Origin of the sequence: Herpetosiphon sp. NSE202 (genome assembly GCF_042688385.1) — a bacterium.
GTDB lineage: Bacteria > Chloroflexota > Chloroflexia > Chloroflexales > Herpetosiphonaceae > Herpetosiphon.
Genome location: NZ_JBHUPY010000004.1, coordinates 1 through 24,310 on the forward strand (window position 1 = coordinate 1; position 24,310 = coordinate 24,310).

Below are 24,310 nucleotides of genomic sequence, written 5' to 3' on the forward strand. Positions count from 1 at the left end.
ACATAGAACATAGAACATAGAACATAGAACATAGAACATAGAACATAGAACATAGAACATAGAACATAGAACATAGAGGAGTTGCGCTCGAACCACATAATTAAAGCCCCTCGCCCGCGTGCAGTGGGAGAGGGGTTGGGGTGAGGGGATCTTGATTTTGACCTTATTCAAGTGGCAATTGCAACCCGCCATTATTGGCTTTATCTTTGGAGAGTTGGTCGGCATAGCGCGTGGTTTCGGGTAAACGGTATTTGGTTGTGCAGCGTAAAACCAGATCAACTGCTGTTGGAATGCTTACTCGATGGCCTGGCGAGATGTAGAGTGGCTTGGTGCCAGCGCGGGTGCGCACTACGGCCCCAATCTGTTCGCCTTTATCAAAAACCGGAACCCACGCGCCTTGCTCGTCGGGCACTGGCGCATGTTTGCCACACAAATAGCTTTTGCCAACGCCAATTGTCGGCAGATCGGTCAAAATGCCTAAGTGGGCGGCGATGCCAAAGCGGCGTGGGTGCATAATGCCCATACCATCACAGAGCAGCATATCGGGCAAGTGTTGCAATTGCTCCAACGCCGCCAAAACGGCAGGAATTTCGCGAAACGACAACAAGCCTGGAATATAGGGAAACGTGGTTGGTCGCCGTACCAAGGTTTTTTCGCTTGGCTGCAACGCTGGAAAATTCAATGTAACGATCGCTGCGCGGGTCGTTGCGCCATCATCTTCAAAGGCTGCATCAACGCCGGCGACAGTTTGTAATGGCTGGGCAAAATCATCAACGATTCGCACTTGCTGACGCAGCTGCATTTGGAGATCAATCGCTTGCTCTGGAGTTAAATCCCAGCTATGGATTTGGCTATTTGGAAAACGCTGCATTATTCCTCCGCAACCTCAGCCATGAATTGGCCGCCGCTCAGCCGCCCGATCAGTCAAGACATCGATTAATAATTCATCGTAATCGAGATGCTGCGCCAGCACAATCTGCGCGTGGGCATGGCGTTCGCGGCCTGCCTGAATAATTTCGGGCAAATCTTCGCGCACATGGCTGCCAAATTGAATAAAATAGGGCACGGCCACAACTTGCTCAAGCCCTTGGGCAATCAATCCATCAAGCGCCGCAGGGATGCTCGGTTCATTTAAATCCATAAAACAGACCTGCACAGCGGCCCATGGCGTGGTTTGGCGCACACGTTCGGCCACCGCCTGAATTGGAGCATTTGAGGCAGGTCGCGGGCTGCCATGGACTAAAATCAACAACCCTGCTTGACGATGCTCAAGCGCTGGCCATGCTTGATCGGCACGTTTTTGCACTAATTGGGCCAAGGCTGGGTGCTCGCCAAACGCCGGAGCAAGATTAAACGCCACATTCGGATAATGGGTGGCTATTTGTTCAACTTGTTGACGTAACGTGACCTGCACAAAATAGCCATCAATCAAAAAATAGGGCAGCACTGTAATTTCAGTTGCGCCCTGCTCGACCAAACGGGCGGTTGCTTGGGCCAAATCCGGCTGGCTATAATTAAGAAAGCCAGCTCCGGCCAAGCTAGCTACACCACGTTCGCGCAACCGCGCCGCCAAGCGCAGCATAGTTGCGCCCGAAGCCGCCAACAAACTGCCATGACCAATGATCAATAATCCATGCATTACAGTGCTTCCATTATTTTTGCAAAAAATCGATCATATTTTTAGCATTGGCGCGCCAAGTAGGGCTTGGATCACGCGCAACACAGGCCTGAAAATCGGCCAAGGCCTCGGCAGGCGAATCCAAATCCATATACGCCTCGGCGCGATAGCAATAGGCCATATAGCGATCAGGATGATTTTTAATCACAGCGCTAAAATCATCAACAGCTGCCTGAACTGCGTTGGCTCGCAGCGCCAAACTCCAGCGTAAATCAAACGGCTCCTCGTATTCCACGCTCCAATCCATGGCATTAACATAGGCGGCGCGGGCGGTATCCCACTTGCCATTGAGCATAGCATTATCAGCTTGGTCGATATAGATGAGCGACACGGCTGTGCGGCCAAAATATAAGACTGGATAACACAAGACCACCATTAAAAACCCAAGCACAACGACCCAGCCCAAAGGCAAGCGATGATACCAGCGTTTGCGGCTGGCGGGCAATGGTGAAAGCAGGCGTGATGGGGTGGACATAGACATTCTCCTCAAGGGTAATTTGGTTATTCGTTTAAATTAACTTGGCTAATAAAATGTTCTAAGTTGCCAAGTTTCATATCGTTCAACAACGCGCTTGGTAGCTCAATTACGCCGATTGCATGCTCATAGGCGGCGACATGCTTGAGCAACATCAAGGCAAGCACCTTGGTATGTTGCGGGCTCATCATTATCCGTGCTACTGGCTGCACACTAGCAGTGTTATTGCGCACATCTTCGACACAGGCAAAATCGATGGTGAAATCGTAAGGGCTGCCGCTAATTTGCACCTGATTCGCATAGGCAGCGCGTGAATGTTGGTCGCTCATACACAATTCTCCTTAACATAAGTATTCTAAAACAATCCAATCAAAGCCGACTCGTTCAATGCTACAATAGCGCCAGCCTGTGTTAGCGAAAGAAGGAGCCGCTATGAGCGATTCAGAAGCGCAACAGCCGCACCGCCGCAACCAGTTAAACGATTTGCTGGGCCGCGAATGGCTGTATGCAACGCGATCGATTGCGCTTACTGGTACGCCGCCAACGCCACTCAATGATTTAACACCCGAAGAATGGGCGGCTTGGTCGGGGCCAGTTTTAGCCAGTGCCTACCCAACCCGTGGCTCTGCCTCAGCAGCGCATCACATTCGCAAAGCGCATCCATCGCCCAAACCACCAGCCTTGCTCAGCGAAATTATTCGGTTTTTTACCAAGCCAAACGGCTGGGTGCTCGACCCGTTTGCCGGGGTTGGTGGAACCTTGCTTGCTTGCGCTCAAACCCAACGCCAAGCAATCGGCATCGAATTATCGCCGCAGTATATTGAACTCTATGGCCAAGCGGCTGATGCCTTGAATTTGCCACGCTTGCAAGTATTGCAGGGCGATGCTCGCGAAGTGCTCAATAGCCCAAGCATTCAGCACCAGCAATTTGATTTGGTGTTGACCGACCCGCCCTATAGCTCAATGCTCAGTCGGGCGCGAACTGGCCAGCGCCGCAAACAGGGTAATGCTGCTGCCACGCCCTTCACCGACGATCCTGCTGATTTGGGCAATGTGGATTACCCAACCTTCCTGAGCGAACTGACCAAAATTGTGGCGCAAAGCTTGCAACCATTGCGGGTTGGCGGCCATTTGGTCTTATTTGTCAAAGACCTGCAACCAACTCCAGAGCATCATAACATGCTCCATGCCGATATTGTGTCAGCGTTGTATCAGTTGTCGCAATTGCGCTATCGTGGCTATCGGATTTGGTACGATCAAAGTGCAATGTTGTATCCGTTTGGCTATCCCTATAGTTTTGTTGCCAATCAGGTGCATCAATTTTTGTTGATTTTTCAGAAGCAGGCCGAGGAGAATTTATGAGCAATGGTTGGGCAATCGTCACTGGTGGCGCGCGCCGCTTGGGCAAATCTATCGCCTTGGAATTAGCCAACGCAGACTACGATTTAATTATTCACTATAATTCATCGCACGCTGAGGCCGAAGCAACCTGTGCTGAAATTCAGGCGCTTGGCCGCCAAGCGTGGGCTTATAGCGCCGATTTGCGCGATGTTGCGGCGATTGAAGCCATGTTTGCGGCGATTGAAACCCGTTGTGGCTCGCTGGCGGTGTTGGTCAATAGCGCTGCCGATTTTCCGCGCACGCCAGTTGGCAACGTGAGTGTCGAAGAATGGGATTCGTTGATGGCGATTAATCAGCGTGCGCCATTTTTCTGCGCTCAAACAGCAGCCAAACTGATGCCAGAGCATGGCGTAATCGTGAATATTGCTGATGTTGGCGGCGAGGTGCCATGGCCCAGCTTTGTGCCCTATGGCATGACCAAAGCAGCAATCATTATGATGACGCGTGGCTTAGCCTTAGCCTTGGCTCCCAAGATTCGGGTTGGCGCGGTCGGGCCAGGCGTGGCACTCTTGCCCGATGGTTGGCAAGACGATGGCAATGCGCTGAATAAAATTCCGCTTAAACGGCTAGGCGTTCCCGAGGATATTGCCAAAGCCGTGCGATTTATCGTCGAAGCGCCCTATTTTACTGGCGAAACGATCTTTGTTGATGGCGGTCGCCGTTGGGCCTAAGGAGTAACGAAGCAATATGAGTCAATTTTCGCTCACTCACGAGGTTGCCAAACCTCGTCAACCAAGTGCGAATGGCAAACCCCCGCTTTTGGTGATGTTGCATGGTGTGGGATCGAACGAACGCGATTTGTTGCCATTGGCCCAATATCTCGACCCGCGTTTGTGTGTGATTGCTGCTCGCGCGCCGCATCGCTACCAATTTGGTGGTTTTTCGTGGTTCGATATTCAGTGGCATTCCAAAGGGTTTAATATCGATACCAACCAAGCCCAACAAAGCTGGGAAACAGTGCAGCGCTTTTTGGACGAGGCATGCAGCGCCTACGATTGCGATCCGCAGCGAATTTATTTGGGTGGCTTTTCGCAGGGCGCAATTATGAGCTTGGGCGCGACGCTGACCAAACCAGAACTGATTGCGGGCACTATTTTGATGAGTGGCCGTTGGATGCCCGAAGTTGGGCCGCAAACCGACCGCGAGCATATTGCCAACAAGCCAATTTTAGCAATCCATGGCCTCTATGATGAGGTGATTCCGATTCAGTATGGGCGAGCGATTCGCGATTTTCTGCAAACCTTACCTGTGCAGTTGGAATATCATGAATTTGCCATGGGCCACGAAATTAATCTCGATAGTTTGCAAGTGGTGGTGAATTGGCTTAATCAGCAACTTGGTTGAGCTAAACGTCCCCTCACCCCAACCCCTCTCCCGTGGCGCGGGCGAGGGGCTATAACCCTGCGGTTCTGTGGCAATGCGTGGTGAAAACGGGTGCTCCCCCTCGCCCGCGTTCAGTGGGAGAGGGAGCTGGGGGGTGAGGGAACCCAAATTACCCTTTATAACATTGATTTGCTTGCTCGATGACCCATTGCTCAAGCAGCGATGGATAGATTTGCTCGCTAAGCAAGGTCCCAAAGCGTTCGACGCGATCGCCGCGCTCAAACCAGCGGCTAATCATTTGCTCGCCATAGAAATAGCTGAAGATATAGGCTCGCCACAATGGAGCGCTGATAAAGCGCATGCGATGCTGGGCACGTTCCTCACTGGTCAAGCCATAACGCACTAAATAATCAATAACTTCCTTGGCAGGCCGACCTTCGGCGTGCAGCAATAAGGCTGCATTGCCAGCTACCCCAGCTAAGGCTTTCATTGCAAGGTTAATGCGCAGTTCTTGGGCGGGGTCGCCAGTGATGCCAACCTTGGGATAGAGATTTTGAGCTTGCCACTCAACCAATTCTTTGGGCGTGAATAACACGCCTACTGCACTATTGGCGATGCCTTCGGCCATCACACATTCTGGCGTGTTAAGCAAAAAGATCGAGTGTTCGGCCCAGCCTCGGCCTGCGTACAAATCACGTTCTTTGATGCAATGTTCAGTGTGATGGCCAGGATAGGCTTCGTGAGCAACCAAGCTTGTCAAGCCGTTGAGCGCAACTGGCAAGTCGGTATTAATATCAACCGCTGAATGATAGTTACCATAATACCAGTTATAGCCGCTCCATGGCTGGTTGTTGACCAAGCGAAAATCGACTTTTTCGCTGGCAGGCAAGGGATAGAGGGCCAACGTTCGGCTGCGCAATTCAGTTTCGATCACATCGATCAACGGGCGTGCCTGCTCGCCGCTAATATCGAATTGTCGTCGCCAGGTTTGCATGCGCTCAAGCACATCGCCTTGGCCTGGCAACAAGCTATCAAGTTCTTCGATTGCTTCTTCAAACAGCGCTTCGTCGATCATCGCTGGCTCAATATCGAAACAGCGCCGCACTTCCTCGCGGTAATCAAAATGTTCGCCCGCCAATTGGCGACAGGTTGTGGCCATGGCTGCAACTTGCTTGCGCAAATAGGTGCGGCGACGAATTGGCAAATCGCTGGCTTCAATCTGTTCAAGCAGTTGGTCGGCGGCCTGCACCAGTTGGTTGGTTGGCCAAGCAGCGCTCTCTAACACTTGGTCGCGCAAATAATTTGGGCCAGAATAGGCATCGACATAGCCATCAATATGTTGGTTAATCCGAAAGGCTAGCTCGATATAGGCGAGGCCGATTGGTTCAAAAATAGGCATTGCTGAAGATCCTCACAACACAACATCGCAATTTATTGTACCCCAAAGAATCGCCGTTAATGGTTGATCACAACTTATTCATCATTCTGGCAGAATATTCGATTGCCAGCGTGTTATGCTCAATTCAGCTACATTTTCTGTTTGAGGAACGCTCATGCGCAGTCGAAAACAACGTATTTTGGCATCGCCATACTATCGCAATAACCAATTTCAAAATTTGTATCCAACCACGATGATGCAAGCTAATTCGATGTTTTCGACCTTGCAGCGCCAGTTTTTTGGCAAGGAACAACGACGGCCGAGCAAGCCACTGCCAAGTGCATGGCCTGGTCAGAGCTTTCATCAAACGCCGCCAGCATCGGGCTTGCGGGTGACGTGGCTCGGCCATTCAACCTTATTAATCGAATTTGCCGGGATCACGATTTTGACCGATCCGGTTTGGGCCAAGCATTTATCGCCAGTCCAAGGCATTGGGCCGCAGCGTTTTCAACATGCGCCGATTGCGCTTGAGCAATTACCAGCAATCGATTTGGTGTTGCTTTCGCACGACCATTATGATCATCTCGATAAACAAACGATTCGCTGGCTGGCGCGGGGCACGATGCCGTTCGTCACAGCGCTGGGAGTTGGCGCGCATTTGGAGCATTGGGGCGTTGCCAGCAGCCGCATCCACGAGCTTGATTGGTGGGAAGAGCTGCATTTGGCCGAATTTGATTTGATGATTGCCGCCGTGCCAGCTCAACACTTCTCTGGCCGTGGGATCAAACGCAATAGCACGCTGTGGGCTTCGTGGGTTGTGATGAGTCCAATCTCTCGCATTTATGTTGGTTGCGATAGCGGCATGTTTGCTGGCTTTGAGGATATTGGCCAACGCTATGGCCCATTCGACTTTGCCACTATCGAAATGGCTCAATACGATGTTGCGTGGCCAGGCGTGCATATGCAGCCAGAAGAAGCCTTGCAAGCAGCCGAAATGTTGCAAGCGCGCACGATGTTGCCCGTACATTGGGGCGCATATTGCCTCTCGCTGCACGCATGGGATGAGCCGATTGAGCGTTTGCTCAAAGCCGCTGAAGGCAGCCCGATCACCATTCTCACACCGCAACTTGGCCAGCCAGTCGAGCCAAGCCAGCCCGCTGGCTTAACCACGTGGTGGCGGGATTAAGTCAGAAGTCAAAAGTCAAAAGATGAGAGTTGGCAAGGAAGAACAAAGAGCATAGAACATAGAACATAGGGCTCTAGGCTTTGAGCTATCAGAACAATAATCTGAATAATCTGTGCCAATCTGTGGCTAAAAATCATAGCTCTTGGCTAGCGGAGATGGAGTTGACCTACCAGCAATTGTTCCGCTAGCCGAACGTTAATAGCCCATAGCCTAAAAGCTTCGTGCTCTTCGTGCTCTTCGTGGTTTCAGCGCCTCATAAATCGGGTTTTAACGCAGAGATTCGGCTTTTAATCCTCTGCGGCTCTGCGTTAAAACGAGCCGATTAACCTTTATTAGCGGGGATAGACGATCAGCGGCACGACCTTGCCAAGCGCCAGCGGGATGGTTTGTTGGCCAGTCGTAAGATCGCAGAAAATTAACAATGCTTCGCCTTTAACATACGCAATCATTGCCAACAGATTGGGGCGAATCAACTTGATCGAGCCAGTACGGGCCGGTAAAACAATATCAGCTAGTTGTTGTTGATCGGCGATGCGAAACACGAGTGCGTGGCGTTGCTGTTCAACTGGCGACGTATCATCGCAGGTTGCGGTGGCTCTAGATTGGTTCCATTTCCATGGAGTCTGTGGGTCACAGGTCAAGGCTAAGAGATATTGGCTATCAGTTGACCACAGCAGCATCGTTCCATCAACTGCTGAAATATAATGAGTTAACTTCTCACGCACAGTATCAGGATTCACACCCATTGCCAATTCACCCAAGGCGCGTTGCTGTTCAATCGAATATAGGCGAATGTTGCCTGGGGTCGGATCAATATCTTCGGTTCTTGTTGGGTGATAAAGATAGGCTAAATAACGGCCATCTGGCGAGATTGATAAATGGTCAATCTTAACAGTATCATTCGCTGGTTCAACACCTAGATCAGTATCGGTTTGTAGATTCTTAATCCCAACCATGGATTTTTCGCCTGTTTCAGCAAACGCCAATAGGCCATGCTGAATATCGATGAAGTAATCATCAAAACCACCCTCACCGCCAACTTTCCAATACCCACCCTTAGTATTTGAGTCAGGACTGCTTGGATCAAATCGGTGGATTGATGAGCTATGTCTCCCTGAAACCTCATAAATGCCGCTATCCGACCACCCAATGAAATAGTGTTGTTCGCGCAGATCGGTGCTGACCTCGCTGACATAGCTGGGAACGCCCGTTTGCACATTGATTAGTTCGAACCTGGTTTTATCCAATGAAGTGGATGCGCCAACCTTCAAGCTGCGAACGGCTACATAATCAAGCTTGGGTGAAAATTGAGCGTCAATTTGCCATGAAATCTCGGCATGATCCTTAAAGACGCGAGCTGAAAAGGGTTTGTCGTGGAGCGGGTTGGGTACATAAATTGGTAACGGCAAGCCTTGTTCACGATAAATCAAGCCATAGGTTTCGGTGGTAATAGTGGTTTGCTGGCCGAGGCCATTGATAGAAAGTAATGGGGCTGGATAGATACCTTCCTCAACACCGACCTCAGCTGGGAGCAATGCACTTATGGATGGGTCTTTTTTAGCTAATGCCAACCAAACCAACGGCTCGGTTTGGGTCAGCACCAAGGGGTTGGTCAACGAGGCGGCCTGCAAGTTAGCGCTGGTCGTAATCACAATCCTCAAGGGGCTGGTTTGGGCCGACGGTAGGGTGGTTTGATCTGCCCGACTACTGTGTTGGTCTGGAACGCCACACGCCACCATAAGCCATAAAGCGCTGAAGATTCCAGCCAAGCCAAAGAACCATGATCGTCGCATTCGTCTCGTCCTCACTCACACATGTGGATTGCTCCTACTATACCAAGCTGATCCTGAACTCAAATGCTAAGCAGCTGAGAAATTGCTGATATGTGCTAGTGAATTGTTGGGGTTGGAGATTGGAAAGGAAGAACAAATCGCATAGAACATAGAACAGAGCGAAATTATGAAGTATGAAGGATGAAAGCCAATAGCCAAGAATCCAAAGCCCAATCCTCAACATCTGTGGCAATCTGTGGCAAAAAAACTTAACCTTCGCGCTCTTTATGCTCTTCGCGGTTTCAACGCTTCGTGTTCCTTTTTGATTTTGCCTTCTGCCTTTTGATTTTACCTGTGGTATGCTAGGCGCTTGAAAACGGCAATAAACCCTGATTGTGGGGCTGGATAAGGATGTTGAGAATGAAGCTAATTCGGCAAATAGGATTATTCGCGCTGAGCCTGAGTTTGTTGGCCTGTGGTGCTACAAACGCCCCTGCACCAACAACCCCCGCCAACCCAACCAACGGCGCGCCAAGTTTGAGTGGCGAGATTAATGTTTTTGCGGCAGCCTCGCTTACTGGCGCATTTACTGAAATTGGCAACGAATTTCAGACAAGCCATCCTGGCACGAAGATTAATTTCAATTTTGCTGGCTCCGATCAATTGGCAACCCAAATGATCCAAGGTGCGCCCGCCGATGTCTTTGCTTCGGCAAACTCGCAACAAATGCAAGTTGCGGTTGATGCTGGCGTAATTAACGAAGCAGCGCGTCAGCCATTTGCCCGCAATCGCTTGATCGTGATTTATCCCCAAGATAATCCTGGCCAAATTCAACGCTTGCAGGATTTAGCCAAGCCCAATTTAAAACTGGTTTTGGCCAGTGCCAGCGTGCCAGTTGGCAATTATGCCTTGGATTTTCTGGCCAAAGCTTCCGCCTTGCCCGAATATGGCACCAGCTATAGCCCAACCGTACTGTTGAATGTGGTTTCGTATGAGGCCAATGTTAAAGCCGTGTTGAGCAAAATTTCGCTTGGCGAGGCCGATGCTGGCATTGTGTATACCACCGATGCCGCTTCGATCAGCGATGGCAATATTGGCACGTTGACAATTCCTGATGAGCTGAATACCATCGCCACCTATCCGATTGCAAGCACCCAAAATAGTGCCAACCCCAGCTTAGCTCAAGCCTTTATCGATCGGGTTTTGGCGACTGAAGGCCAGCAAATTTTGCTGCGTTATGGCTTTATCACCGTCAGCGATGCTCCAGCGAGCACGACCAACCAACTGCTGATTGAAGGCAATCTGACGACTCCGCTCACGTTGACCGCCGATTTGCTCAAAACCTACGAACTACAACAAGTCGAGTTTGCTGAGGAACGTTTTCGTGGCCTAGGCATTGGCCAATTGTTGATTCAAATTCAACCCAAGGCCGATGCTAAAACCTTCACCTTTATTGGCAGCGATGGCAACCAAAGCGTTGTGCCAATTGCCGACTTAACTGCCGACCCGCGGGCAATTATTGCGCTTGATAGCGATGGCACTTTTACCAGCATTGTGCCAAGTGCCATGAACGCCAACCAAATTAAAAAGCTGGTCAAAATCACGGTAGAGTGAACTACCACGCCCACGAGGGGCGTGGCTTCTGCCTTCAACGACAGCTACCAGCATTTCGCTGGGTTTACACCATCTCCAGCAGCGTTTTGGCTTTCCGTCGTCCCAACGGCAAGCAGGCGTATTCCTCCATGCAACATGTTGATCGCGGCGTTGCCATCTCGATCATGGGTCGTGCCACAGGTGGAGCATGTCCACACCCGATCCGCCAGCGTCAAGGCGGTTTTGGTCTGGCAGTGATGACACGTCTTTGATGAGGCGTAGAACCGCAACGGCGTTAGGGGTAACTGTTTCAGATCTTTTCGGCGGCAAGCCAGGTGTGCCACAGGAATCCGATCAAGGGTCGGATGAGGGCTACACGAAGCGCAGTGGGGTATAACAATGGATGGCATAACAGATGAGTTGATAGCAGCATTTTGGGCAAAAGTGGATCATTCTGGTGGTCCTGATGCCTGTTGGCCTTGTGGCAAGGGATACAGCCCTCGATCTATTGAGATTTCGCCGGGCAGATATATGGTCGCAAACAGACTTGCCTACGCGCTTATCTATGGGGCAGTTGATAGCAAACTGGTGGTTCGACATCGATGCGCGAATAGTGTTTGCTGTAATCCCTCGCATCTCGTGTTGGGGACACAACGCGATAATAGCCTTGATTGGGTCGTGCGTAAGCGATTGGGCGTGAAGCGGGGTGTATTACTCATGCATGAAGAAATCATTTAACATGTCACAGTTGCAGCGCCAAAGCGGCCTGACCATTGGAATGATCCGGCGTTACTGGTATAACGAAACAACAGAGGTAAATCTAGAGGCGCTAGACAAACTGGCAACATTGCTAGGTGTTGCACCTGGTGAGCTACTGAAACACGGAGAGCACAAAGCCGAGGATAATAATTGAAGCCCTCGCGCTGCTACCAACAGCCGAGGGCGCGGCTACACCGAACCAAGGAAGGCATAGCGACGGCTATTATACGTGATAATAGTCGTTTTTGACTGTATGGAATAGTGTAGGTTGCACGCAGTCAAAACAACCGAACCACGTTTGATTACTATTCATAAAAGAGCCTGCTATTGCTATCTTTAAAACTACTCTTCGTCAGAACGAGCACGCATGCATCCCACGCGGATAACCCACAGCGTGGGTCTTGGGGCGTGGTGTTCTGCGGCATAAACTGGATATTTGCCCAAACTTGGCAACAGGATAGGCTCCAACCTATCCTGTTTTTATGGAAGATTCATGCGAAATAAGCGCTTTGGCCGTCAATGTTGGCTTATCCTTGCTAGTTTGCCGTTGCTGGGCTTTTTGCTGATTCCATTAATTGCCTTAGCGTTACGCGTGCCAATTGCTGCCCTAGCCAGCACCTTTGCCAAGCAAACAGTCCGCGAAGCCCTCAGTCTCAGCATTTTGACCACAAGCAGCAGTATGCTGATTACGCTGCTTTTTGGTACGCCAATTGCGATTTTGCTGGCGCGTCCGCGCTTTCGCGGCCAAAGCTTGCTCGATACCTTGATCGATTTGCCAATGATTTTGCCGCCCTCAGTTGCGGGCATTGCCCTGTTGATGGCCTTTGGGCGGCGTGGTTTGCTTGGGCAATATCTGCGCATCGTTGAAATTGAATTGCCCTTTACCACAGCAGCGGTGGTGTTGGCGCAAGTGTTTGTGGCCTCGCCGTTCTATATCAAAGCTGCTAGTGCTGCCTTCGCCACCATCGACCATGATCTTGAGGATGCAGCGGCGCTTGATGGAGCTAATGCGCGCCAAATTTTTTGGTTTATCAGCATTCCCTTGGCTTGGACAGGTTTGGTGAGCGGAGCCGTGATGACGTGGGCGCGAGCCTTGGGTGAGTTTGGGGCAACAATCATTTTTGCTGGCAATTTCGTGGGCCGCACCCAAACCATGCCCTTGGCAATTTACCAAGGCTTTGAGCAAGATTTAAATGTGGCGCTGGTTTTGGCCCTGCTGCTGCTGGTTATTTCATTTGTGATCCTCGGCTTGGTTAAAGGCTTATTGGCGCAACGCCTGCGTTAATTTAATATTTATTAATGAAATATTCATGAATCGCCTATTGATTAACACTGTCAAATGAATAATAATCTTGAGCTACGTACCTATCTAGGACATTTGCTGTAGTATGGAAGGATTTGGCAGTGATTAAAGCTTCACGACGGCTCATTGGTTTGTTGGTTGCAACCTCTGTTTTGGCCGTAGCGCCCTTGGTTCCGGCGGCAGCAGCGCCGCTGGCTGGGCCATTGACCGCTGGCGTTGACTGCTATAGCGTAGGCATTCAGCATAATCGTGGTGCATTTGCATGCGATGCCTACGCGAGCGGTGGAACCGGTCTCTATAGCTATACGTGGAGTGCTGGGCTGAATGCAGACATTATGCAGCATGCTGGTAGCTCGGTGTATGGTGGTTGTACGCTTGGCCGCACGGGGCGGGTAAACTTGGTTGTTACCGATAGCAGCGGCGCGAGCGTCGCGGTTGTTGGCCGTTGGTATTGTAGCAGCGATGCCTCGTAAGCCTGATTAAATTGGGCAATGGGCATCGCTTTTTAGCTTCGATGTTGTACGTGATGCCCAATTAGTCATCAATAATCCCCAAATGGGCCAAAATAGTATAAACATAGGCTGTATTGAAACGGGCATTGGGCATCTGTTCAGCAATCTCAGCTCTGGTTAAACGCTTCAAATCAACCCCGCTCTGCAATAAAACCTCAAAATCTCGGCGGCGCAGCCAACGCTTTTTACGCGTTCGATGTGGTTCGAGCCACAGCTCATCTGCATCGACACTGAGAATTGTAAATAAGCGCTGTTGGGCTGTGGTTGCCAAGGTTTCGCCAGCTAAAGCCTGAACTTGTGGCCAAAAATCGCGCATAATGGCTCCTTGTTTATGCTCATTCATAAGCTAGTCACAGTATAGCGCTGTTAGGCAATAAATCAATTGGCTCGTATTATTTAACATTGTTTTTGCAAGCTTGCTGTGACATTGTTTGACACGGCGCGGCGTTATACTAGCTCAGGAAGGGTCGCTGGAACGGCAGCATTCGCAGCGGCATTAGTGCTCACCTGAGCAGAAAGGGCTTGCAAATGTGGCGACATGGTGATGTCCTCATCGCAGCAATTGATCAAATTCCGAGTGATGCAACGCCGCGCAATGGCTCAACCTTGGCTTATGGCGAAGTCACTGGCCATAGCCATCGTTTCAAATTGGCCGATACGGTTGCGCTTTGGCAACGCGGCGATTCACTGTTCGTCGAAGTGACCGCTGATAACGCCCAACTGATTCACGAAGAACATGCCATGATCGAATTGCCACGCGGCAACTATCGGGTCTGGATGCAACGCGAATATTCACCGCAAGAAATTCGGCGGGTTGTTGATTAATGCTGCTGCTGGTGGTAATGCTCGCCCATTACCACCAGCCTTTGAGGATAGTTTGATGCACGATGAAATGATGACTGCCGCCACAGCCTTAGCTCAAATTCGCGCTGGTGTCGAAGATCTTGGTGGCCGCCCAATTAGTGGCACGTTGGTGTTGGATAAAGATATTGAATTTTTGCCACGCGGCATTGTTGCAACCGCAATTGAAGCCAAAAATTGTATCAAATTGCGCTATTTGCCCAAGGATTTACACGCAGGTCGCTTGGATTTGAGCGGTTGTACTGGTTTGACCAGCATTCCCGAAGGCTTGCACTGCTTTGAGCTTGATTTGCGCAATACCAACATTGAGCATTTGCCCTTGGTGCATGTGCAAAATCGCTTGAATCTCAGCAATAATATTCATCTCAAAAGCTTGCCCCGCAATCTGAAGGTTGGCTCGTTGGTGCTGCGTGGTTGTAGTGCGCTCGAAAGCTTGCCCGAAGGTATTGATGTTAACTTTCTTGATTTGACCGATTGTGTTAATTTTCGGCGTTGGCCAAGTGCAGGCCGCATCAGCGTTGGACGAATTGTGGCGCGCAACTGTATCAACATGCCCAATTTGCCAGCTTGGCTTGGCGAATTAGCCCAATTAAGCGTGCGTGGATGCAGCAGCCTCACCGAATTACCAGCTGGCTTGGTGGTGCATTCGTGGCTCGATTTGGGCAATACCGAAATTACCAGTTTGCCCGAAAATAGCCAAGTGAGCCAATTGCGCTGGAATGGCGTGCCAATCGATGAGCGCATTGCCTTCCAACCTGAAACGATCAGCGTCAGCGAAATTATCGACGAAGTGAATGTTGAGCGTCGCCGCGTGTTGCTTGAACGCAAAGGCTACGAAGAGTTTTTTGCCCAAGCAGAAGCCAAAGAGCTTGATCGCGATCGGGATACTGGTGGCGTGCGGCGGTTGCTGCAAATGCCCATGCCCAACGATGAAGATTTGGTCTGTTTGGCGGTGCAATGTCCTTCGACCGACCGCCGCTATGTTTTGCGCGTGCCGCCATCGATGCGCAGTTGCCATCAAGCAGCCGCTTGGATCGCTGGCTTCGATAATCCCGATGATTATAAATTGTTTAAAGAAACCTAGTTCCACAATAAATCTTCCAAGCATTTTTTCTTCTAGCTCGTGGTTGTAATGGTACATTGGATTAGCAACACGTAGCATTCCCTCACCCCCAACCCCCTCTCCCACTGAACGCGGGCGAGGGGGAGCCGTCATTTTGACGAAGAATCGGGGCAAAACCATGGAATGAAAGCCCCTCGCCCGCATTATTGTGGGAGAGGGGTTGGGGTGAGGGAACGCTCGCTTAGCGCCGTTTGAGCAGCATTGGCATGCCGCCTTTGGCACGCATCGTAATGGCCATTTCGGGCTGAACTTGATGGCCCGTTTGCAGTTGCGGGTTGTAGTGTTGCGCCACGCAGGCCAACAAGAGTACGCCTTCCATCTCGGCCAAATTATTGCCAATGCACTTGCGCGGCCCCGCGCCAAATGGCATAAATGCTAAATGATTGCGTGGTTGTTGAGCAGCAGGTGCAAACCGAGTTGGATCAAACTCCAACGGGTTTGCCCAAAATGCTGGATGGCGATGCAAATTGGTGATGCTGACGATCACTCGCGAATCGATTGGCAAATCGTAGCCACCAAGTTGGGTTGGCTTGGTTACGCGGCGCGGCCCAGTAATTGGCGCTGCCGGATATAGGCGCATTGCTTCTTTAAACACTTGGTTGGTGTAGGGCAAATTTGGCAAATCGTTGACGCTTGGTGCGCGGCCTTGCAGCACGTGGTCTAGCTCCGCTTGCAATTGGCGGCGAATTTCGGGATGTTCGTCGAGTAAATACCAAGCAAAGGTCAAGGTGTTGGCAGTGGTTTCGTGGCCAGCAGCAAAGATTGTCAGTACTTCATCGCGAATCTGCTCATTGCTCATTCGCTCGCCAGTGTCCGCATCTTGGGCTTCAAGCAACATATCGAGCAAATCTCCAAGCGGCTCGTTCATTGCCCGCCGCTGCTGAATCAAGCCAAAAATCATGCTATCAAGCACTTTGTGCGCTTGCATATAAGCCCGATTGCGGCTGGTTGGCAATGGCAACGGCAAACTGAACGGATTGAAAATTTGATAATTGGCATAATCAACCGCTGCCGTGACTGCTGGAGCCAATTTGCCGACTTCGCCCAGCATATCGGCGCTAAACATCGTTTGCATAATGATGTCGAGCGTTACTTGCAACATCTCGTGGTTCATATCGATCGGCGCTGCATTGGGCAAGGCTTGCCAGCGTTGAAGCATGCGCGCTCCGGCGGCATCGATTTTTTCGCCCATTGCGGCTAAGCGTTTGCGATGAAACATCGGCTGCATCATGCGGCGTTGCACCAGCCACGATTCAGGGCTGGGATTGGAAATCAAGCCATTGCCTGCGATAATTTCTAAGCCACCGTTACCGCCAACTTTGGGGAAATCACGCTGATGATCGACCAAAATATGCTGCGCATAATTGGGATTTGAAACCACATGCACCACGCGTGAGCCAATGCGGTAGCGCACAATATCGCCATAGGCAATAAAATCGCGATCCATCGTCTGCAAAAAATCATCGATAAAATCGTGTAAATTGCCAATCAACAAGCGTCCACGTGGGCCTGGCGCAATCAAGACGCTGTTTTTCAAAGCAGTTTCAGTCATCAGCATGTCCTTTTTGATTTTTATGCTATCCATTTGTGTAGTATTTGACAGTAACTATACAATCGGATAGCATAATTTGTCAAGAGTGATTTTTAACAAGATTTGGTATTCCCTCACCCCCTAGCCCCCTCTCCCGCCCGCGAGGCGAGGGGGAACCACAGAACCAAAGGTTTGGCTGCGACACCGCAAGTCATAGCGCTCAATCCCGCCCGCGAGGCGAGGGGGAACCACAGAACCAAAGGTTTGGCTGCGATACCGCAAGTCATAGCGCTCAATCCCGCCCGCGAGGCGAGGGGGAACCACAGAACCAAAGCCCCTCGCCCGCTCCGTGGGAGAGGGGTTGGGGTGAGGGAATTATTTGAACTAGAATCGATGAAGCATGAACCAACCCAACGAAAAACTTAGTGGCCGCCAATCGGAGAGCACGGCCCAACAAACCCGCCAGCGGATTTTGCTCAGCGCGCGCCATTTATTTGCATTGCAAGGCTTCGAAGGCATTAGCTTGCGCGATATTGCCAGCCATGCAGAGGTGACCCATGGCTTATTGCGCCATCATTTTGGCTCAAAAGAGGCAATTTGGCAGGCGGTGGTTGATGCTGCGCTGGCGGAATATTTGGCAGCGCTCTTGCCCTTGGTCAATGCAGCAATTGCCGAGCAACACGAGCCAAACGCCGTGATCAAACGCTCGGTTGGAACGATTATTCGGCTCTCGGCCAGTTTTTGCGAGGTTCCACGCTTGATGGTTCACGAAAGCATTAGCGGCGGCGAACGCTTGAATTATTTTATGCAACAGCTACGCCCGCTGAGCGCCATGATGCAGCCATTTTTTGAGGCAATGCAGGCCGAGGGCAAATTTCAACAATTTAGCCACCCAACTTTTTTATTGGCCGTCATTTCGTTGGGGATTTTGCCCTTGGCGCTGGCTTCGTTTAGCAATGCCTTGGCCCAAATCGATATTCTTGAGCATGCCGAACTAGAGCGCCATATCGAACGCGTGATTGCGACATTAATGCCTTGGACAGCGGTTTAAATGCAAAGAGCGCGAAGAGCTTAAATCTTCGTGCTCTTAGATTGTTATCTGCAAGTTGAGGGGAATATTATTCGGCGTTGATTCCAGCACGGCTAGCCCAACCAGCGGGATCGGTGGCCCAATCGCTAATTAGGCTGCGATGTTCTGGACGAATATAGTTTTGCTGGGCGGCGACTTCCAGCAAGGTTGAAAGATTGGTTAAGGTCATTAAGCGCACGCCAGCTGCATTAAAGCGCTGCTTCGATTCTTCCATCTCGTAGGTAAAGATTGCACAACAATCGGCCACAAGTGCGTTAATCTGGCGCAACCCAGCAACCGCATCCAAGGCACTGCCGCCAGTGCTGATCAAATCTTCGATTACAACGACTCGTTGATTGGTTTGCACGCCGCCTTCGACCTGTTGGCCACGGCCATATTTTTTGGCTCCTGAACGCACATAGGCCATCGGCAAACTTAATTCATGGGCCACCCATGCCGCCCAAGGCACGCCAGCAGTGGCAGTTCCTGCAATCACTTCGGTGTTCAATAATTCATCGCCAATTTGCTGGCAGATTGCCTCGGTGATGGTGCGGCGGGCGCTGACTTGGGCCAAAAGCAAACGATTATCGCAATAAATTGGCGAAAGAATGCCCGATGCAAAGCGAAACGGCTTATCTGGAGCCAGCACGACAGCTCCGGCCTCAAGTAACAGTTGCGCGATCGCAGTTGAAGAATGTTTCATACTAGCTCCTATCTGGTACAATATCGCGAATAGCTTAATTGACGGCGCTCATTACCGCCTAGTGTGGGGAGGTACCCCACGGTGAGAGGCCTAATGCGATTCAACGAGGCAGAACGTATGACGATCAAACACGTCCTTTCATGGGATGAAATCCAATCACTAGTTGAAATTATTAACGAACAATTACATAATGATTATGATGCCTTGCTGGTTGTCACGCGTGGCGGGATGATCCCAGCCTGTCTGATCAGCCAACGTCGCAACTGGCGCAATATTCTGGTTGCTGCGGTGCAATTCTACACTGGAATTGGTACAACCCGTGAAATTCCTACGTTCTTGCAATTTCCCAGCGATCCGCTGATTGTGGGCAAGAAATTATTGGTGATCGATGATATTTGGGATAGTGGGCGCACGATTGCTGCGGTGAAGCAACGGCTCGATACTGCTGGCGCAAATTATGAAGTTGCTGTGCTCCACTTCAAACCAGGTTCATCCAAAGTCGAAGGTCGGCCCGATTTTTATGCCGCTGAAACCGATCAGTGGATTGTGTATCCGTGGGAACCACCCACAGATCCTGATGCAGAATAATGCGCATTGCCATCCTCAGCGATATTCATAGTAATTTAGCCGCCTTCGAGGCTGTGCTTGAGGATTTACAAGCCCAAGCGGTTGATCACGTCGTCATTAATGGCGATGTGATCAACGGCGGGCCTGATCCCCAGGCATGCTTGGATTTAGCGCGAGCTACGGGCTACACGCTCTTGGCGGGTAATCATGAACGCTATATCCGCGATTACGATTTGCCGGTGCGGCCAGCAGAGTGGGCTAGCGATTTGTGGAAGCCCTCGCTTTGGACGGTCAATCAGTTTAGCCAAGCTGAACGGGCCGCCCTGCACGATTTGGCCACAACCTACCACACTGATGAGCTTTTGGTGGTGCATGCCTCGCCGCGCCACGACCAAGATTCGGTCTTTGCAATTACGCCGCAGCGCGAATTAGCAGCGATGTTTGTTGATACGCCCCAAACGATTATTCGCTCGCACAACCATATTCCGCAATTTCGGCCTTGGGGCGAGCGCATGATCGTCACCACGGGCGCGGTTGGCCAGCCGCTTGATGGCAGTCCTTGGGCCAAATATGCAATTGCCGAACGCAAGCCCCAAGGCTGGCGGGTCAAGCATCGGGTTGTGATGTACGATGTTGAAACTACGGTCGAACGCTTTCATAGCTCTGGTTATTACGAGGCAGCCTACCCCATGAGCAGGCTCTATTTGCGCGAAGTGCAGCTTGGCACCCACCATATTGTGCCATTTTTACGTTTGCAGCAACAATGGCTCAAAAGCGACCCCCAACTTAGCGCCGAGCAAGCAGTCAAGCGCTTTTTGGAATTATGAAACCAACGTATACCTAAGGAGTCGTTATGAGCGCAGAGTCTATACCATTTAAAACATTTGCTGATTATCTTGCAATTGAAAAACAAACTGGGATTAAACATGAATATTATCAAGGTAAAGTGTATGCAATGACTGGGGCAAGTGCACGACATAATTTAATTGTCAGCAACATAATTGCAAGTTTGCATCAACAATTACGCAAAAGCACTTGTCGTGTTTTTCCAAGCGATCTGCGTTTACAAATCAGCCAAACTGGCTTGTATACCTATCCTGATATTTCTATTGCATGTGGAGTATTTGAATTTGGAAGTGAGCGGCCAGACACATTACTTAATCCAACATGTTTAATCGAAGTATTATCTCCGAGCACAGAAAATTATGATCGAGGAATGAAATTTGAACACTATCGAACTATCAGTAGCCTTCAAATTTACCTTGTAATTGCCCAAGATCGCTGTCATTGTGAGTTGTATTTACGTCAAAATGATCACCGCTGGTTGCTGATTGAGTTTTGGTCGCTAGAGCAAACAATTCAGCTTGAGGCGATCAATGCGCACCTCAAGCTGAGTGATGTGTACGAATATATAGAATTAGCTTAATTTTCGATCAGTGCCGCTAAACCATCCACATCAAGCACCAACACATGACCGCGCGCCAACTCCACCAAGCCTTCATCGGACATTTGGCGCAAGGTGCGGCCAATAATTTCGCGCACTGTGCCAGCGCGCGCCGCCAATTCTTGATGAGTTAAAGCAGCAGTCCCATCAGCAGCCTCGTGCAACAAAATTCGTGCCAAACGGGCGCGTACCGTGCGAAACGCCAAATCTTCCAACAAAACCGCTAAATCACGGGCTTGGGCTGCCAAATCGCGTAGCAAAATCAAACTAAATTCAGGGTGACTGCGCAACACATCGGGCAAGGCTGCAGTTGGCAAATGCACGCAACGGGTGGGAGCCATCGCGCGGGCGGTTGCTGGCGCTGGGCCTGCATCAACAAACGGCTCGATATTAAACAACTCGCCAGTTTCGGCGATTGAAAGTACCTGCTCGCGTCCATCGCTGGCAGTACGCGAAAGCCGCACTCGGCCTTCTAAAATTCCAAATAAGCCAAAGCGCGGGTCATCCTCAAGCACCAAATATTGGCCAGGCCGAAACGAACGAACTTCCATTGCTCTGGCAAGATCGCGCAAAGCTACTGGATCAAGTGCAGCAAAACGGGTCAATTGCCGCAGAACTTCAACGTCAACACTCATATCAAACAGCGCCTCATGCGCGAAATTGTTATTTGAAGGGGCCAGGGGCTAAGATTCAGGGGTCAGATTATGCTTGAAAGAATGTATAGAATCCCTATCATCCAAAGCCTGATCCCTAACCCCTGATCCCTGCTCCCTAATCTCTAGTGTAGCATAGCAGCAACAATTTGTGATATTATGTGCAAATAATCTAAAATGAATTATTTGAGGATGTATACAATCATGACTCGTCAAAAAGTGTTAGTAACAGGCGGCGCTGGCTTCCTTGGGATTAACCTCTTGCGCTACCTTGATGCCAAAGGCTACGACCTTATTTCATATGATTTTGCTGATTGGACGTATCCTGATCTCAAAGATCATATTACGATCATTAAGGACGATATTCGCAACGTTGCAGGGCTTGATCGCGCCATGCAAGGGGTCGATTTCGTGGTGCATACTGCTGCTGCCTTGCCACTTTATTCAGCCGAGGATATTTTCTCGACCGATATTGATGGCACGCGCAATGTGCTTGATGTGGCCAAAAAACATGGCGTAAAACGGGTGGTTCACGTTTCATCAACTGCCGTCTATGGCATTCCCGATCATCACCCATTGGTTGAAAATGACCGCTTGGATGGCGTTGGCCCGTATGGTAAAGCCAAAGTGATGGCTGAATATGTGGCCTTGGAACATCGCGCTAAGGGCATGGAAGTGGCAATTATTCGGCCAAAATCGTTCATTGGGCCAGAACGGCTTGGCGTTTTTGCCTTGCTCTTCGATTGGGCTCTCGATGGCCACAACTTCCCGATGATTGGCAATGGCAAAAATCGTTATCAATTGCTTGATGTTGAAGATCTTTGCGATGCGATTTATTTGTCGATGACCTTGCCTGCTGAAGTTGCCAACGATACCTTCAACATTGGGGCCAAAGAATTTGCCACCATGAAGGAAGATTATCAAGCAGTGCTCGATTATGCTGGCCATGGCAAAAAGATTATTGGCTCGCCTGCAACTCCAGCAATTTGGACGCTGCGCGCCTTGGAATTTTTGCGGGTTTCGCCGCTCTACAAGTGGGTTTATGAAACCGCCTCGAAAGATTCGTTTGTCTCAATCGAAAAGGCCGAAACCCAACTTGGCTGGAAGCCTAAATTCTCGAATCAAGATGCTTTGCTGCGCAACTTCAAGTGGTATATCGACAATCGCCACGCCTTTGCTAACGCTTCAGGGGTAACCCACCGCGTGCCATGGAAACAAGGTGCGATTGGGTTGCTCAAAAAAGCCTTCTAAACATAAAACTACGCCTAGCGTATAATGCTGGGCGTAGTTTTTTAATTTAATTCGATTAATGAGGTATGTATGCCCTTAGCAATTGCCGTTCACGGTGGCGCTGGCGATATTCCCGAATCATTGCGCCCAGACCATGCCGCTGGAATCCAAGCAGCTTTGCGTGCAGGCAAAGCAGTGTTGCAAGCTGGTGGCACGGCGCTTGAAGCCGCAATCGCCGCAGTTATCGTCTTGGAAGATTTGCCCGCCTTCAATGCTGGTTATGGCAGCGTGCTCAATCGCGAAGGCTTTGTCCAAATGGATGCTGGCTTGATGGATGGCACGAGCCTTGATGTTGGCGCGGTTGGCGCAATCGAGGGCATCAAAAATCCCATTTTGGCCGCTCAAGCGGTTTTAAAAACCCCCCATATTTTGTTTGCCAAGGCTGATGCTGAGGCGGTAGCGCGCGCGGCTGGGGTTGAGTTTGTTGATAATGCCAGCTTGATCACGCCTCGGCGGCATGCCCAGTGGGCCAGCGGCGACCGCGATTTCAAAGTTGATTCGGGCAGCACTGATGCCGAAACGATTGCCGATACCGTAGGTGCGGTTGCGCTCGATGGCTTGGGCAATATTGCGGCGGCCACTTCAACCGGTGGCATGAGCGGCAAACCACTTGGTCGCATCGGCGATTCGCCAATTCCTGGCGGTGGTTTTTATGCAGATAGCCATGCTGGCGGTTGCTCAACCACGGGCTGGGGCGAAACGATTGCGCGGGTGTTGCTGGCGAGGCGAGCAATCGAAAATCTCGAACGTGGCATGGATGTGCAAGCTGCTGCCGAGGCCGCCGTGGCCGTGTTGGGCCAACGGATCGAAGGCGGCGAGGGTGGCTTAATTTTGGTTGCCAGCAATGGCCAAATCGGCGCAGCCTTCAACTCGCAACGCATGACCCACGCCTATTGGAACAATATCGACGATCAAGAACAGATCATTGCCTGAGGGTTCTTAAGATTCCCTCACCCCAACCCTTCTCCCGTCCGACAGGCGAGGGGCTTTAACGCTGTGGTTCTTGCACAATTCCTTGGTAAAAACAAATGCTCCCCCTCGCCCGCGTTTTCGTGGGCGAGGGGGCTGGGCATGAGGGAATTTTAGCCCTCAGATTCCTCGCGATACATCCGCTCCAAGGCCTCGACTGCTCGATTCATCAGGACTAAAAATTGGGCTTGATCGCTGGGCGAAAGCCCGCTCAGCAATTGAGTAAAACGATCAAGATGGGCATTGTGCATTTCGGCCAGCATACGTGCGCCATCAGTGCTCAGCCGCAACAAAACCCGCCGACTATCAACCTGATCTTGCAGGCGTTCAAGCAAGCCACTGGCTTCAAGTTTACGGGTCAGCACCGTCACCGAGGGCGGAGTCATGGCCAAGGCCTCGGCTAAATCCTTCATCGGCAAGCCTGGCTGGTTTTCCAAAATAAACATGGCGCGTAAGTGCGAATGCGATAAGCCTAAATCATGAATTTTGGCGTAGGCTCCATCCATCGGCATGCGCTTGGTTCGGTCGATCAATTGAATGAATTGTTGGGCATATTCACGGCTTGTTGTCATGGCAGATCACTATATCTAACGGCTACATTGCCGCTTACAATTTAGTTAAGTTAACTAACTATCTTGATCATACTGCAAAATAATGCAGCGTCAAGTAGCGAATTACTAGAATCGGGCGACCATTCAGGCCAAAACGCGGTATGATAGC

At 50.6% G+C, this 24,310-nt stretch carries 29 protein-coding genes; 17 read left to right on the plus strand and 12 right to left on the minus strand.

The window, feature by feature from the left end:
• Positions 1-163: 163 nt before the first annotated feature.
• Genes nfi through ACFMKP_RS05375 form a run of 4 tightly spaced genes read right to left on the minus strand, consistent with a single transcriptional unit; the run spans position 164 to position 2,482 of the window.
• Positions 164-871: a deoxyribonuclease V gene (gene nfi / locus ACFMKP_RS05360; RefSeq protein ID WP_382289758.1), complete on the minus strand. Its 708-nt coding sequence runs from the start codon at positions 869-871 to the stop codon at positions 164-166.
• 15 nt (positions 872-886) lie between these two features.
• Positions 887-1,639, minus strand: coding sequence for a sirohydrochlorin chelatase (locus ACFMKP_RS05365; RefSeq protein WP_382289760.1), 753 nt, complete (start codon positions 1,637-1,639; stop codon positions 887-889).
• Between the two features lie 13 nt (positions 1,640-1,652).
• On the minus strand, positions 1,653-2,153 hold the full coding sequence (locus tag ACFMKP_RS05370) for a tetratricopeptide repeat protein (protein WP_382289762.1): 501 nt from the start codon (positions 2,151-2,153) through the stop codon (positions 1,653-1,655).
• 26 nt (positions 2,154-2,179) lie between these two features.
• Positions 2,180-2,482 carry a DUF3467 domain-containing protein gene (locus ACFMKP_RS05375; protein WP_110515122.1) on the minus strand — a complete coding sequence of 101 codons (303 nt, stop codon included), beginning with the start codon at positions 2,480-2,482 and terminating at the stop codon, positions 2,180-2,182.
• A gap of 103 nt (positions 2,483-2,585) precedes the next feature.
• Here ACFMKP_RS05375 and ACFMKP_RS05380 point away from each other — a divergent pair, with 103 nt between their 5' ends.
• From ACFMKP_RS05380 to ACFMKP_RS05390, 3 genes are read left to right on the plus strand one after another with little or no spacing between them, the layout of a single operon-like run.
• Positions 2,586-3,515 (plus strand): DNA methyltransferase, encoded by a 930-nt coding sequence (locus ACFMKP_RS05380; RefSeq protein ID WP_382289764.1) that lies wholly within the window; start codon positions 2,586-2,588, stop codon positions 3,513-3,515.
• The gene (locus ACFMKP_RS05385) at positions 3,512-4,225 is read left to right on the plus strand and encodes an SDR family oxidoreductase (protein WP_382289765.1); all 714 of its coding nucleotides are present in this window, start codon (positions 3,512-3,514) and stop codon (positions 4,223-4,225) included. The genes ACFMKP_RS05380 and ACFMKP_RS05385 overlap by 4 nt, the downstream gene beginning before the upstream one ends.
• A 16-nt stretch (positions 4,226-4,241) precedes the next feature.
• Positions 4,242-4,898: an alpha/beta hydrolase gene (locus ACFMKP_RS05390; RefSeq protein ID WP_382289767.1), complete on the plus strand. Its 657-nt coding sequence runs from the start codon at positions 4,242-4,244 to the stop codon at positions 4,896-4,898.
• 148 nt (positions 4,899-5,046) lie between these two features.
• Here the strand turns inward: ACFMKP_RS05390 and ACFMKP_RS05395 are convergent, their stop codons facing one another.
• A complete protein-coding gene (locus tag ACFMKP_RS05395; RefSeq protein WP_382289769.1) occupies positions 5,047-6,276 on the minus strand; it encodes a hypothetical protein in 1,230 nt (409 codons plus the stop codon).
• Between the two features lie 154 nt (positions 6,277-6,430).
• Between ACFMKP_RS05395 and ACFMKP_RS05400 the strand changes: the two genes are divergently transcribed.
• Complete coding sequence (locus ACFMKP_RS05400; protein WP_382289771.1) at positions 6,431-7,441, plus strand: MBL fold metallo-hydrolase; 1,011 nt, start codon at positions 6,431-6,433, stop codon at positions 7,439-7,441.
• Between the two features lie 332 nt (positions 7,442-7,773).
• On the opposite strand, the gene ACFMKP_RS05405 is transcribed toward ACFMKP_RS05400, so the two are convergent.
• Positions 7,774-9,234 (minus strand): hypothetical protein, encoded by a 1,461-nt coding sequence (locus ACFMKP_RS05405; protein WP_382289773.1) that lies wholly within the window; start codon positions 9,232-9,234, stop codon positions 7,774-7,776.
• Between the two features lie 399 nt (positions 9,235-9,633).
• Here ACFMKP_RS05405 and modA point away from each other — a divergent pair, with 399 nt between their 5' ends.
• The gene (modA, locus tag ACFMKP_RS05410) at positions 9,634-10,827 is read left to right on the plus strand and encodes a molybdate ABC transporter substrate-binding protein (protein ID WP_382289775.1); all 1,194 of its coding nucleotides are present in this window, start codon (positions 9,634-9,636) and stop codon (positions 10,825-10,827) included.
• A gap of 44 nt (positions 10,828-10,871) precedes the next feature.
• On the opposite strand, the gene ACFMKP_RS05415 is transcribed toward modA, so the two are convergent.
• Positions 10,872-11,216, minus strand: coding sequence for a zinc ribbon domain-containing protein (locus tag ACFMKP_RS05415; protein WP_382289777.1), 345 nt, complete (start codon positions 11,214-11,216; stop codon positions 10,872-10,874).
• Positions 11,217-11,337: 121 nt separating this feature from the next.
• Between ACFMKP_RS05415 and ACFMKP_RS05420 the strand changes: the two genes are divergently transcribed.
• The 4 genes from ACFMKP_RS05420 to ACFMKP_RS05435 all read left to right on the plus strand — a co-directional run bounded on the left by ACFMKP_RS05420 (position 11,338) and on the right by ACFMKP_RS05435 (position 13,341).
• Positions 11,338-11,544, plus strand: coding sequence for an HNH endonuclease (locus tag ACFMKP_RS05420; protein ID WP_382289998.1), 207 nt, complete (start codon positions 11,338-11,340; stop codon positions 11,542-11,544).
• Positions 11,528-11,719, plus strand: a complete 192-nt coding sequence (locus tag ACFMKP_RS05425) for a helix-turn-helix domain-containing protein (RefSeq protein WP_382289778.1) — start codon at positions 11,528-11,530, stop codon at positions 11,717-11,719. Before ACFMKP_RS05420 ends, ACFMKP_RS05425 begins: the two co-directional genes overlap by 17 nt.
• Positions 11,720-12,058: 339 nt before the next feature.
• Complete coding sequence (locus ACFMKP_RS05430) at positions 12,059-12,850, plus strand: ABC transporter permease (protein WP_382289780.1); 792 nt, start codon at positions 12,059-12,061, stop codon at positions 12,848-12,850.
• Positions 12,851-12,969: 119 nt separating this feature from the next.
• Entirely contained in the window at positions 12,970-13,341 is a 372-nt protein-coding gene (locus tag ACFMKP_RS05435; RefSeq protein WP_382289782.1) for a hypothetical protein, read from the plus strand.
• Between the two features lie 61 nt (positions 13,342-13,402).
• Here ACFMKP_RS05435 and ACFMKP_RS05440 read toward each other — a convergent pair whose 3' ends face one another.
• A complete protein-coding gene (locus tag ACFMKP_RS05440; protein WP_382289784.1) occupies positions 13,403-13,696 on the minus strand; it encodes a hypothetical protein in 294 nt (97 codons plus the stop codon).
• 212 nt (positions 13,697-13,908) lie between these two features.
• On the opposite strand from ACFMKP_RS05440, the gene ACFMKP_RS05445 reads away from it, so the two are divergent.
• Positions 13,909-14,205: a hypothetical protein gene (locus ACFMKP_RS05445; RefSeq protein ID WP_110515137.1), complete on the plus strand. Its 297-nt coding sequence runs from the start codon at positions 13,909-13,911 to the stop codon at positions 14,203-14,205.
• Positions 14,206-14,260: 55 nt separating this feature from the next.
• Positions 14,261-15,325, plus strand: a complete 1,065-nt coding sequence (locus ACFMKP_RS05450; protein WP_382289785.1) for a DUF6745 domain-containing protein — start codon at positions 14,261-14,263, stop codon at positions 15,323-15,325.
• A gap of 220 nt (positions 15,326-15,545) precedes the next feature.
• On the opposite strand, the gene ACFMKP_RS05455 is transcribed toward ACFMKP_RS05450, so the two are convergent.
• On the minus strand, positions 15,546-16,916 hold the full coding sequence (locus tag ACFMKP_RS05455) for a cytochrome P450 (protein ID WP_382289786.1): 1,371 nt from the start codon (positions 16,914-16,916) through the stop codon (positions 15,546-15,548).
• 379 nt (positions 16,917-17,295) lie between these two features.
• On the opposite strand from ACFMKP_RS05455, the gene ACFMKP_RS05460 reads away from it, so the two are divergent.
• Positions 17,296-17,946 carry a TetR/AcrR family transcriptional regulator gene (locus ACFMKP_RS05460; RefSeq protein ID WP_382289787.1) on the plus strand — a complete coding sequence of 217 codons (651 nt, stop codon included), beginning with the start codon at positions 17,296-17,298 and terminating at the stop codon, positions 17,944-17,946.
• A gap of 67 nt (positions 17,947-18,013) precedes the next feature.
• Here ACFMKP_RS05460 and pyrE read toward each other — a convergent pair whose 3' ends face one another.
• On the minus strand, positions 18,014-18,667 hold the full coding sequence (pyrE, locus tag ACFMKP_RS05465; protein ID WP_382289789.1) for an orotate phosphoribosyltransferase: 654 nt from the start codon (positions 18,665-18,667) through the stop codon (positions 18,014-18,016).
• Between the two features lie 117 nt (positions 18,668-18,784).
• Between pyrE and ACFMKP_RS05470 the strand changes: the two genes are divergently transcribed.
• From ACFMKP_RS05470 to ACFMKP_RS05480, 3 genes are read left to right on the plus strand one after another with little or no spacing between them, the layout of a single operon-like run.
• On the plus strand, positions 18,785-19,255 hold the full coding sequence (locus ACFMKP_RS05470) for a phosphoribosyltransferase (RefSeq protein ID WP_054533723.1): 471 nt from the start codon (positions 18,785-18,787) through the stop codon (positions 19,253-19,255).
• On the plus strand, positions 19,255-20,061 hold the full coding sequence (locus ACFMKP_RS05475; protein WP_382289791.1) for a metallophosphoesterase family protein: 807 nt from the start codon (positions 19,255-19,257) through the stop codon (positions 20,059-20,061). Before ACFMKP_RS05470 ends, ACFMKP_RS05475 begins: the two co-directional genes overlap by 1 nt.
• Positions 20,062-20,087: 26 nt before the next feature.
• Entirely contained in the window at positions 20,088-20,660 is a 573-nt protein-coding gene (locus tag ACFMKP_RS05480) for a Uma2 family endonuclease (RefSeq protein WP_382289793.1), read from the plus strand.
• On the opposite strand, the gene ACFMKP_RS05485 is transcribed toward ACFMKP_RS05480, so the two are convergent.
• Positions 20,657-21,313: a Crp/Fnr family transcriptional regulator gene (locus ACFMKP_RS05485; RefSeq protein WP_204756142.1), complete on the minus strand. Its 657-nt coding sequence runs from the start codon at positions 21,311-21,313 to the stop codon at positions 20,657-20,659. The genes ACFMKP_RS05480 and ACFMKP_RS05485 overlap by 4 nt on opposite strands.
• 222 nt (positions 21,314-21,535) lie before the next feature.
• Here ACFMKP_RS05485 and ACFMKP_RS05490 point away from each other — a divergent pair, with 222 nt between their 5' ends.
• On the plus strand, positions 21,536-22,582 hold the full coding sequence (locus ACFMKP_RS05490; RefSeq protein WP_054533727.1) for an NAD(P)-dependent oxidoreductase: 1,047 nt from the start codon (positions 21,536-21,538) through the stop codon (positions 22,580-22,582).
• Positions 22,583-22,651: 69 nt separating this feature from the next.
• Positions 22,652-23,554 carry an isoaspartyl peptidase/L-asparaginase family protein gene (locus ACFMKP_RS05495; RefSeq protein ID WP_382289795.1) on the plus strand — a complete coding sequence of 301 codons (903 nt, stop codon included), beginning with the start codon at positions 22,652-22,654 and terminating at the stop codon, positions 23,552-23,554.
• Positions 23,555-23,703: 149 nt separating this feature from the next.
• Here ACFMKP_RS05495 and ACFMKP_RS05500 read toward each other — a convergent pair whose 3' ends face one another.
• Positions 23,704-24,162 carry a MarR family winged helix-turn-helix transcriptional regulator gene (locus tag ACFMKP_RS05500; RefSeq protein ID WP_382289797.1) on the minus strand — a complete coding sequence of 153 codons (459 nt, stop codon included), beginning with the start codon at positions 24,160-24,162 and terminating at the stop codon, positions 23,704-23,706.
• Between the last annotated feature and the right edge of the window lie 148 nt (positions 24,163-24,310).

Bases quoted from the DNA above. Each gene is read 5' to 3' on its own strand.
- ACFMKP_RS05480 (WP_382289793.1), top strand. From the start codon at position 20,088: ATGAGCGCAGAGTCTATACCATTTAAAACATTTGCTGATTATCTTGCA.
- nfi (WP_382289758.1), bottom strand. From the start codon at position 871: ATGCAGCGTTTTCCAAATAGCCAAATCCATAGCTGGGATTTAACTCCA.
- ACFMKP_RS05460 (WP_382289787.1), top strand. From the start codon at position 17,296: ATGAACCAACCCAACGAAAAACTTAGTGGCCGCCAATCGGAGAGCACG.
- ACFMKP_RS05395 (WP_382289769.1), bottom strand. From the start codon at position 6,276: ATGCCTATTTTTGAACCAATCGGCCTCGCCTATATCGAGCTAGCCTTT.
- ACFMKP_RS05385 (WP_382289765.1), top strand. From the start codon at position 3,512: ATGAGCAATGGTTGGGCAATCGTCACTGGTGGCGCGCGCCGCTTGGGC.
- ACFMKP_RS05400 (WP_382289771.1), top strand. From the start codon at position 6,431: ATGCGCAGTCGAAAACAACGTATTTTGGCATCGCCATACTATCGCAAT.
- ACFMKP_RS05425 (WP_382289778.1), top strand. From the start codon at position 11,528: ATGAAGAAATCATTTAACATGTCACAGTTGCAGCGCCAAAGCGGCCTG.
- ACFMKP_RS05415 (WP_382289777.1), bottom strand. From the start codon at position 11,216: ATGCCATCCATTGTTATACCCCACTGCGCTTCGTGTAGCCCTCATCCG.
- ACFMKP_RS05490 (WP_054533727.1), top strand. From the start codon at position 21,536: ATGACTCGTCAAAAAGTGTTAGTAACAGGCGGCGCTGGCTTCCTTGGG.
- ACFMKP_RS05365 (WP_382289760.1), bottom strand. From the start codon at position 1,639: ATGCATGGATTATTGATCATTGGTCATGGCAGTTTGTTGGCGGCTTCG.
- ACFMKP_RS05455 (WP_382289786.1), bottom strand. From the start codon at position 16,916: ATGACTGAAACTGCTTTGAAAAACAGCGTCTTGATTGCGCCAGGCCCA.
- ACFMKP_RS05430 (WP_382289780.1), top strand. From the start codon at position 12,059: ATGCGAAATAAGCGCTTTGGCCGTCAATGTTGGCTTATCCTTGCTAGT.
- ACFMKP_RS05380 (WP_382289764.1), top strand. From the start codon at position 2,586: ATGAGCGATTCAGAAGCGCAACAGCCGCACCGCCGCAACCAGTTAAAC.
- ACFMKP_RS05390 (WP_382289767.1), top strand. From the start codon at position 4,242: ATGAGTCAATTTTCGCTCACTCACGAGGTTGCCAAACCTCGTCAACCA.
- ACFMKP_RS05470 (WP_054533723.1), top strand. From the start codon at position 18,785: ATGACGATCAAACACGTCCTTTCATGGGATGAAATCCAATCACTAGTT.
- ACFMKP_RS05375 (WP_110515122.1), bottom strand. From the start codon at position 2,482: ATGAGCGACCAACATTCACGCGCTGCCTATGCGAATCAGGTGCAAATT.
- ACFMKP_RS05405 (WP_382289773.1), bottom strand. From the start codon at position 9,234: ATGCGACGATCATGGTTCTTTGGCTTGGCTGGAATCTTCAGCGCTTTA.
- pyrE (WP_382289789.1), bottom strand. From the start codon at position 18,667: ATGAAACATTCTTCAACTGCGATCGCGCAACTGTTACTTGAGGCCGGA.
- ACFMKP_RS05500 (WP_382289797.1), bottom strand. From the start codon at position 24,162: ATGACAACAAGCCGTGAATATGCCCAACAATTCATTCAATTGATCGAC.
- ACFMKP_RS05475 (WP_382289791.1), top strand. From the start codon at position 19,255: ATGCGCATTGCCATCCTCAGCGATATTCATAGTAATTTAGCCGCCTTC.
- ACFMKP_RS05440 (WP_382289784.1), bottom strand. From the start codon at position 13,696: ATGCGCGATTTTTGGCCACAAGTTCAGGCTTTAGCTGGCGAAACCTTG.
- ACFMKP_RS05495 (WP_382289795.1), top strand. From the start codon at position 22,652: ATGCCCTTAGCAATTGCCGTTCACGGTGGCGCTGGCGATATTCCCGAA.
- ACFMKP_RS05450 (WP_382289785.1), top strand. From the start codon at position 14,261: ATGCACGATGAAATGATGACTGCCGCCACAGCCTTAGCTCAAATTCGC.
- modA (WP_382289775.1), top strand. From the start codon at position 9,634: ATGAAGCTAATTCGGCAAATAGGATTATTCGCGCTGAGCCTGAGTTTG.
- ACFMKP_RS05485 (WP_204756142.1), bottom strand. From the start codon at position 21,313: ATGAGTGTTGACGTTGAAGTTCTGCGGCAATTGACCCGTTTTGCTGCA.
- ACFMKP_RS05370 (WP_382289762.1), bottom strand. From the start codon at position 2,153: ATGTCCACCCCATCACGCCTGCTTTCACCATTGCCCGCCAGCCGCAAA.
- ACFMKP_RS05420 (WP_382289998.1), top strand. From the start codon at position 11,338: ATGGTCGCAAACAGACTTGCCTACGCGCTTATCTATGGGGCAGTTGAT.
- ACFMKP_RS05445 (WP_110515137.1), top strand. From the start codon at position 13,909: ATGTGGCGACATGGTGATGTCCTCATCGCAGCAATTGATCAAATTCCG.